Origin of the sequence: Streptomyces sp. H27-H1 (genome assembly GCF_026627445.1) — a bacterium.
Lineage (GTDB): Bacteria > Actinomycetota > Actinomycetes > Streptomycetales > Streptomycetaceae > Streptomyces.
Genome location: NZ_JAPNLJ010000072.1, coordinates 21,443 through 29,317, shown reverse-complemented (window position 1 = coordinate 29,317; position 7,875 = coordinate 21,443). Strand labels below are relative to the sequence as shown.

The window sequence follows — 7,875 nt, the reverse complement described above, 5'->3', positions numbered from 1 at the left end:
AACCGCCTCAAAAACTTCCGGGCAGTCGCCACCCGCTACGACAAACGCGCCTATGTCTACCTCGGAACAGTCACTCTCGCAGCCCTCACGATCTGGCTCCGCACCTGATCCAGGAAACAGAACCTAGACCGTGTCCTACAGAGCCCGGCCGGCCCACAGTCACCCCGGCCGGGCTCTGTCATATCCCGCCCACCGCCCACCGACAGGCAGGCCCGCCTGCCCCGCCTTCGGCGAACGTCCGCAAAACGAGAGGTGCGCCCCTACAGCCGCCCTGTGCCGCGTCGGCGGGCCTGGACGGACAGTCGGGGCGGACATGGCGTGGGCCCCGGAAGACGACCGTCCGGAGCCCACGCTCAGCTGACCCGCGCCTGGGGACTGAGGGCAATATGCCGCCAGAATGCACGCCGCCGCATCCCCGGCCCGGGCGGCTCGCCGTGGGGCGGCCCGCCGCCGGGAGCAGCCCTCTTGCGGGGAAGGGACCGCGCAGCCGGCTGCTCGGCTAGGGCTACCTGGGTGAGCCCGGCCCCCGCCCGGTGACACCGTGCAGAAAAACTCGTTGATCACTTCTGCACGGCGAACGCGTTCGCCCGCGCCCGGCCGTGCCATGTCCGCGGCTGGTAGATGGTCTTGAGCCGGAGGTACACCCGTGGCGGTGAACGGAAATCCCACCGTCAGGAGACGCCGGCTGGGCGCGGAGCTGCGCCGGCTCCGTCTGGCCAGTGGCCTGACAAGTACGCAGGTGGCAGAGCAACTGCTGATCTCCCAGCCCAAGATCAGTCACCTGGAGAACGGCCGCCGCGTCATCAAGCCCCGCGATGTGCGGGACCTGTGCGCCCTGTACGGGGTCACAGACCCGCAGGTCGTCGACTCGTTGATGCGGGCGGCCGGCGAATCAGACCGTCAGGGCTGGTGGGTCGCCTTCGGCGAAGTCCCCTACGCCGTCTACATCGGCCTGGAGACGGCAGCCGCCTCCATCCGCACCTACGAGCCACTGGTGATCCCCGGCCTGCTGCAAACGCCCGCCTACGCGGCCGCCGTCATCGCGGAAACGATCCCTCAGGCCACACCCGAACAGATCGCCACGCGCCTTGAAGTACGGCTGCGCCGTCAATCCCGGGCCCACCACCCAGCCCGGCCTTTCCGCCTATGGGTGGTCCTGGATGAATCCGCGCTGCGCCGCGTCGTCGGCAGCCCGCAGATCATGAGCGAACAGCTTGAGTTCCTCAACCGACTCGGCGCGCAGCCGCACATCACCGTGCAGGTCCTCCCACACAGCGCGGGAGCCCATCCGGGCATCTCGGGACAGTTCTCCATCCTCGACTTCACGGACGCTCCCGGACCGGGGACGGTGTATCTGGAACGGTTCACCAGCGACCTCTACCTGGAGAAACGATCCGACGTCGAGCACTACAGCGTCATGTACGAACACCTCCAGGCAAAGGCCCTGAACCCGGACAGCACCCGCCACTTCATCACCCGCGCCGCCGAAACCCACACCGGGTAGCGAGCGCCCGGCGGCGCGATGACCGACGAAGCCGGCGTCATCACCGGCGACATCACCCTGACCACCGAGCCCAGCCCCGACGGCACCATCCAGGTCCGAATCCAGTACACCGGCACCGAGTGGTACACCCTCACCGTGAACCCGGCCCCGCTCCCCACGGGCAGGCTCGCCGTCTTCCACCAGCAGGTGGTCGACGCCGTCCAGGCAGGCAGCGCAGCCGAAGTCCCCGACCTGTAGCGCCGGAACGGTGCCCTTACAAGCTCGGTGCTCAGGGTTCAACGGCCCCGGTATTCCGTGGGAATACCGGGGCCGGAAGGCGGACCGGTCGTACTGCCCCAGAGCGCTCTGGGCACCAGCCCTGACCCGCACACCCATGTCGGCGCGGACTAGCCACGACTCTAAAGCGCACCCACCACCACCCACACCGGAAACAGTGGACGTCCCTCGGCTCCAGCCACGTCAGCAACCCCACCAGAACCTCGGCAACCGGGCGACAAAATCTGACGGCTCCGACATGCCCGTTCGTCAGTCCTCGTGCCCGAGCCGTACGTCCCGCTCGGTGCGGCCGCCGCCCGCGACCTGCAGGACCGTCGCCACGGGCGGATAGCCGGCCGCGATGACCGTGTACTCGCCCGACGGCAGGTCGGTGAACCGGAAGGTCCCGTCCGAACCGGTGGTCAGGGTGTCCACCACGTTGCCGGCCGCGTCGAGCAAGGTGACCCTGGCATCCTCGACCGGCCTTCCTGTGCCGGCGCGCACCGTTCCGCGCAGGGACGCGCCGCCTGCGAGCTCCACGTCTTGGCGGGTCTCGCGGGAGGCCTGCACGGTCACCGGCAGTGCGGCCGGCCGGAACGCCGGGGCGCTCGCAGCCAGGGTGTACTCCCCCGCCACCAGCTCCGAGATGACGTACGTGCCCTCCCGGCCGGTCCGGGTGGAGGAGACCACCTCGCCCCGGACGTCGGTGAGGGTGACGGTCGCGTCGCTGACCGGGGTACCGTCGGCGGTGAGGACCGAGCCGGCCAACCGGCCGGTGCCGCCGAGCACCACGTCGAGCTCGACCGGCCGCTCGCCCACGGTCACGCTGACTGCCTGCGGCTGATGGCCGCCGGCCGCCGCGATCAGGACGTACGAGCCGGGGCCGCGCACGCTCAGCACGTAGCGTCCGTCGGCTCCGCTGGCGCCCCGGCCGACTTGACGCCCGCTCACGTCGATCAGGGTCAGGGCGGCGCTGGGGACCGTGCTGCCGTCGGGGTGCTGGACGGTTCCGCAGACCGGGAGCCCGCCCGGCTGGGGGGCGTCGGTTGAGGTCCGTGCGGCGGGGATCTCGCCGGGGAGCGGCTGCGCGTGGGCCTCGCAGGGCAGCGGATCGGCTGCGGGGGCGTTGTGGGACACCAGCGGTTTCTCCTTGAGGAAGCAGGCGATGAGCAGGCCGAGGACGAGCACGGGCACGAGGTAGAGGAAGATCCGCGGCATCGCCTCGGCGTAGGCCGCGATGTACGCGTCCCTGACGGTCGGCGGTAGGGAGTGCACCAGCTGCGGGGTGATGGCGGAGGGGTCCGGGAGCCCGGCGCCGGCGGGCAGCCGGTCGGCGAGCGCGTCGGTGAGCCGGCCGGCGAAGACCGTGCCGAAGACGGCGGCGCCGATGCTGCCGCCCATCTGCCGGAAGTAGTTGTTGCCGCTGGTGGCGGTGCCGAGGTCGGTGGGCCGCACCGAGTTCTGGACGGCAAGGACCAGCACCGGCAGTACCAGTCCGATGCCGATGCCGAGGACGGCCATCCAGAGGCTGTACGCGAGCTGGGTGGTACTGGTCTCCAGCCGGGACAGCAGCCACATGCCGAGGCTGGACAGCGCCCCGCCGAGGACCGGGTAGACCTTGTAGCGGCCGGTCCTGCTGATCAGCTGGCCGGAGACGATGGAGGCGACGACGACCCCGCCCATCATCGGCAGCATCAGCAGCCCGGACGCGGTGGCGGTGGCACCCTCGACCATCTGGAGGTATGTAGGCAGATAACTGGCCGCGCCGAACAGTGCGATCCCGACGACAGCCCCGACCAGAGCGGTGACCGTGAAGACCGGGTCGCGGAACAGCCGCAGCGGGATGATCGGTTCGGCCGCGTGGTGCTCGGCGACCACGAAGAGCAGGGACGTTCCGGCAGCGCCGACGGCGAGCCCCAGGATCATCCGCGAGTCCCATGCGTACTCGGTACCGCCCCAACTGGTCAGCAGCACCAGGCAGGTAGAGGCCGCAGCGAGGAGTACGGCGCCGATCACGTCGAGCCGGGGCCGGACGGTGGGCTTGGGGAGCTTCAGCACGACGGCGATCACGGCCAGGGTGATCAGTCCGAACGGGACGTTGATGTAGAAGCACCAGCGCCACGATGCGTGGTCGGTGAAGAACCCGCCGAGCAGCGGTCCGGCGACGGACGCGAGGCCGAAGGCTGCGCCGATCAGTCCCATGAAGCGGCCGCGCTGCCGGGGCGGCACGATGTCCGCGATGATCGCCTGCACACCGATCATGAGCCCGCCGGCGCCGATGCCCTGGACCGCCCGGAAAGCGATGAGCTCGTTCATGGTGCGCGACCAGCCGGCCAGCGCGGAACCGATGATGAAGACCACGATCGCGAACTGGAAGACGCTCTTGCGGCCGAAGAGGTCGCCGAGCTTGCCGTACAGCGGCAGCCCGATGGTGGAGGTGAGCAGATAGGCCGTGATGGCCCACGACATCCGGTCCAGGCCCTGGAGCTCCCCGACGATCTTCGGCAGCGCCGTGGCGACGATCATCTGCTCCAGCGCGGCGAGCAGCAGCGCCAGCATCAGCCCGAAGAACACCAGCCGGACCCGACGCGGGCTGAACTCCTCGGGCGGACCCACTTCGGCGGAGGGAGGGGGTCCGCTCGCAGCGTCCCGGCCGGCCGGATCGGGATGCGCCCTCTTCTCGAAGCGGACCGGAGCCGGCTGCGGGGCGGCCTGCTCGTCCGTCTCCAGAGTGATACCGCCCACGTACTGCTCCCCTCGTTGCCTCAGGCAATCGCGCCTGCGCCGCCCTTTTCTCGCATTCGACAACAGCAGGAGCAAACGCGCGGATTGACGTCCCGGAGGTGCCAGCGGGCATACGAGCCGGTGGGAGGGGGTGCCGTGAACCATCGGCCCGTACGGAGAACCACCCGAACCGGTGAGGGTGCGGACCGGCCCGAGGCGGTGACCGGCGCGGCCCTCTCGTCACGGCCTCCGTCGGCGGGGCAGGCTGATCGACCCCACGGGGGCGTTGGGGGTGGTGTCGCCGAGGTAGGACGTAATCCGGTTGCGGGCGTATGGCCCGGGCTCCACCTGCCTATCAAGAAGTGCCTGACGCATGTTGTGATCGGTGGTCAGGCGCTCCGGCCGGGCTCCAAGGGTCGGAAGGATGTAGGCGCGGGCCTCACCACACCAAGCGACCTCAAGTGACCTGCCGCCTCGGCGACGGCCACGACGGCCACGGCCTGGGGCATGTCTTCGGCTCGCCATCCTCCCTCCTTCAGCTCGGCGGCCCCCTCGGCGTGGACCTGCCGCAGTCCCTCCAAGGCACGCTTGCCCACGCCTTCCACGAACTGGCCGACGCCAACACCATGATCGAGCGTGCAGACCCCCCTTACCCGCAGTCGCCCGGTACAGCAGCAAGGCCCAGCAGCACGACTCCCCGACGACAGCCCGACCATCTAGCCCAGGCCCCGCTCAACGAACCCCGTCACCTCCATCAAGGGCTTCCCACCCCCACCCAGCGCTCGTTCATGTGCCACCCGCATGCCGACCGCACAGCGTCTCAACCCACTCCGCCATCCACCCCTCACACCCACACAGAAGAAAGTCCGCGCACTCACCAGCTGAAAACCATGGCCTGAACAGGGGGAACGCCAGCCCGCTCCGACTACCGCTTCCCCTTATGTTTCCCCCTCTAGCTTCCCCTTATGGTTCCCCCCTTTGGGTTCCCCTCATGATTCCCCCAACGTTTCCGAAGGCCCCCGAGGACCGACCAGCTGCTGTAGTTACAGGACGGTGCCGTGGAGGGCACGCCGGTCGCCGGACATGACGTACCGGCGGGCTGCGAGGGCGCAGTCGAGGCTCTCGCCGATCGCATCACACCGCGGGGTGGGGATTTCGCCGGCCGCCGTGTCGCAGAGGTAGGCCGGCGCGACTTCGAGGAGCAGTTCGCCCATCGCGTGCGCGCTGGCGGCGATGTCGTCGACGACCGGGTGCAGCCCGGCGAGCGCGGGATCCTCCCGTGGTCCCTCTGGCAGCGGAGGCGGGGCAGTGCGGACGTCACGGACGGCCTGGCGTACCACCGCGCGCACCGCAGGCTCGCCGAGCAACCGCCAGCCGCTGCCGGCAAGCCCGGTGAGTCGGCGGGTGATCAGCTCCGCGAGGTCGTCCGTGCGACTGGCGATGGCAATGAGTGCACGCTGGGACAGGCCGTAGTCGAGCGTGGCCACGGTGGCCAGGTCGGTGTCTCGCGTGCGAGACACCGCGGTGCCGACGGTGACCGCGCCATGGATGGCACCCAGGGCGCGGGCGACGTCGAGGAGCCGGTACGCGTGGGCACGGCTGGTGCCAAGCTCCTTGGCGCAGTACGACTCCCACGAGCCTTCGCCCAGCGGAACTCAGACACGGGCGGCGTGCGCACCGCGGACCCTGGCAGCGAGCACCGCGACCGTACGGCGGACGCCGTCCATCGCCTCACGCAGCCCAGCAGTCACGACACGGGCCCGCGCGGTGGTCAGTGGCGGCCCGCGCCGGCTCGGCGACAATGTCTTGGCCCTCGTCGTGCTCGCCCACGCCTCCATCGCCCTGCGCGCTGGCCGGGCCCGTCCAGGGCGTACGGAAGCACGAGCCCTGTGAACTCACCGATCCCCTCCCCATCCCAGGTCAGAGCAGGGGAAAGGGTACGTGGGACCCGTCATCACAAGGGCGGTCTGGCACCTGAACGTTAGAGCGGGCAACTCACCACTCACTCACCAGAAACCTCACCGGTCACCGCCTGTGACCTCAGCAACCGGCTGCGCCTCCGGGGGGGGGCCTCGCGCCCGAGGACGATTGGGACCTGGAGCCCAGTCTCCTTGCCCCGCGACGACCGCCTTGCCAGGTTAGGCGCATGTCCCGCATCGCCCGCGCGAACAAGGACGGATCGTGGACGGGCGAGACAGCGGTGGTGGCACTACGCGTCGTTCACCGTCGACGGCAAGCGCATCGGCCCCCTGCGCATCCGAGGGCCCGAACTCGAAGAGGTCTTCGACGACCTCGCCCGCCCCAAGGAGACCGGCGCGCTGTTCCAAGCCGCGCACCGCAACACCGGCGCCCGCACCCTGGCGGCGCGCACCAAGACCGCCCTCGCCCAGGAACAGCGTGTCCGAACCTTCCTCGCCCAGCGCACTGCCGCATCTACCCGTGCTCACACCGCCGACGACTCCAAGGATCAGTACCGATGACGAGCGCGACCGACCTCCTGCCGTCCTCCGCGGACACACTCGCCCACCGGGCTCTGGCCCTGCTCTCCCAGCACCGGCTACTCACCACCCACCACCTCCACCAGATGCTCATTCCCCACACCCCGCCCCGCAAGATTCATAACGTGCTCGCACCGTTGCGGACCGAGGGTCTGATCGCGCACACCGTCCTCGGGGGCAAGCGCGGCCTGCACACGCACTTCCTGACCTCGGCCGGAGCCCAGACGGTGAGCGACTGGCCCGAGCTGCGCGGCCGTACGCCCACCACCATCCAGAGCGCCGGCGAGGCGTCGCTACGAGCCGCGCACACCCTTACCGGGGTCCGCGCCCACCTGACGTTCCTCGCCGAGGCCCGCGCCCACGGAGACGAGTACGAACCTTTGGACTGGATGCCCGAGGTCACCCACCGCCTCCCCGACACCGTCGGCGAGGACCGCCTCGTCGCCGACGCACTCTTCCACTACACGGCCAACCATCCGCGTCGGCTGCAGTACCGGGCCTTCGTCGAGATCGACCGCACGACCATGAGCAGCGAGCGTCTGGCCCGAAAGCTCATCACGTACGCCCGCTTCCACGACTACACGCCCCCGGCCGGACGCCGGGGTACGACCACCGACCAGAACGCGATGCTCACCTGGCAGCGCTTCTACCCGCGCTTCCCCCGCCTGCTGTTCGTCCTCACCGGCGCCCCCCGTACCACCCTGGCCAACCGCATCGAAGACCTCCGCCGTATGACCGCCGACCACAGGCTCGTCAACCGTCTCGCCTCCCAGGTCCCCCTCGGCGCGGCCATTCTCGAAGACCTCGAAGCCCAAGGCCCCCGCGCCAAGGTCTGGACCTCCCTCGCGGGGAGCAGCGAACTGCGCGGATGGACCCAGCTCTGATCCCGGTGCG

General features: G+C 69.9%; 6 protein-coding genes and 1 pseudogene. 5 read left to right on the top strand and 2 right to left on the bottom strand.

Going from position 1 to position 7,875, the window contains the following annotated elements; translation table 11 throughout:
• From OTB20_RS38930 to OTB20_RS38920, 3 genes and pseudogenes are all read left to right on the top strand, one after another.
• Window positions 1–108 (top strand): annotated as a pseudogene (locus OTB20_RS38930) (IS5/IS1182 family transposase); the annotation flags it as partial.
• A gap of 538 nt (window positions 109–646) precedes the next feature.
• Window positions 647–1,504: a helix-turn-helix domain-containing protein gene (locus OTB20_RS38925; protein ID WP_267824645.1), complete on the top strand. Its 858-nt coding sequence runs from the start codon at window positions 647–649 to the stop codon at window positions 1,502–1,504.
• Window positions 1,505–1,522: 18 nt separating this feature from the next.
• Window positions 1,523–1,741 (top strand): hypothetical protein, encoded by a 219-nt coding sequence (locus OTB20_RS38920; protein ID WP_267824644.1) that lies wholly within the window; start codon window positions 1,523–1,525, stop codon window positions 1,739–1,741.
• A gap of 288 nt (window positions 1,742–2,029) precedes the next feature.
• Here OTB20_RS38920 and OTB20_RS38915 read toward each other — a convergent pair whose 3' ends face one another.
• Entirely contained in the window at window positions 2,030–4,504 is a 2,475-nt protein-coding gene (locus OTB20_RS38915; RefSeq protein WP_267824643.1) for an MFS transporter, read from the bottom strand.
• 1,022 nt (window positions 4,505–5,526) lie between these two features.
• A complete protein-coding gene (locus tag OTB20_RS38910) occupies window positions 5,527–6,003 on the bottom strand; it encodes a hypothetical protein (RefSeq protein ID WP_267824642.1) in 477 nt (158 codons plus the stop codon).
• 591 nt (window positions 6,004–6,594) lie between these two features.
• Between OTB20_RS38910 and OTB20_RS38905 the strand changes: the two genes are divergently transcribed.
• Together OTB20_RS38905 and OTB20_RS38900 are read left to right on the top strand one after the other, a co-directional pair.
• Complete coding sequence (locus tag OTB20_RS38905) at window positions 6,595–6,963, top strand: hypothetical protein (RefSeq protein ID WP_267824641.1); 369 nt, start codon at window positions 6,595–6,597, stop codon at window positions 6,961–6,963.
• The gene (locus OTB20_RS38900; RefSeq protein ID WP_267824640.1) at window positions 6,960–7,865 is read left to right on the top strand and encodes a replication-relaxation family protein; all 906 of its coding nucleotides are present in this window, start codon (window positions 6,960–6,962) and stop codon (window positions 7,863–7,865) included. Before OTB20_RS38905 ends, OTB20_RS38900 begins: the two co-directional genes overlap by 4 nt.
• The last annotated feature ends 10 nt before the right edge of the window (window positions 7,866–7,875 follow it).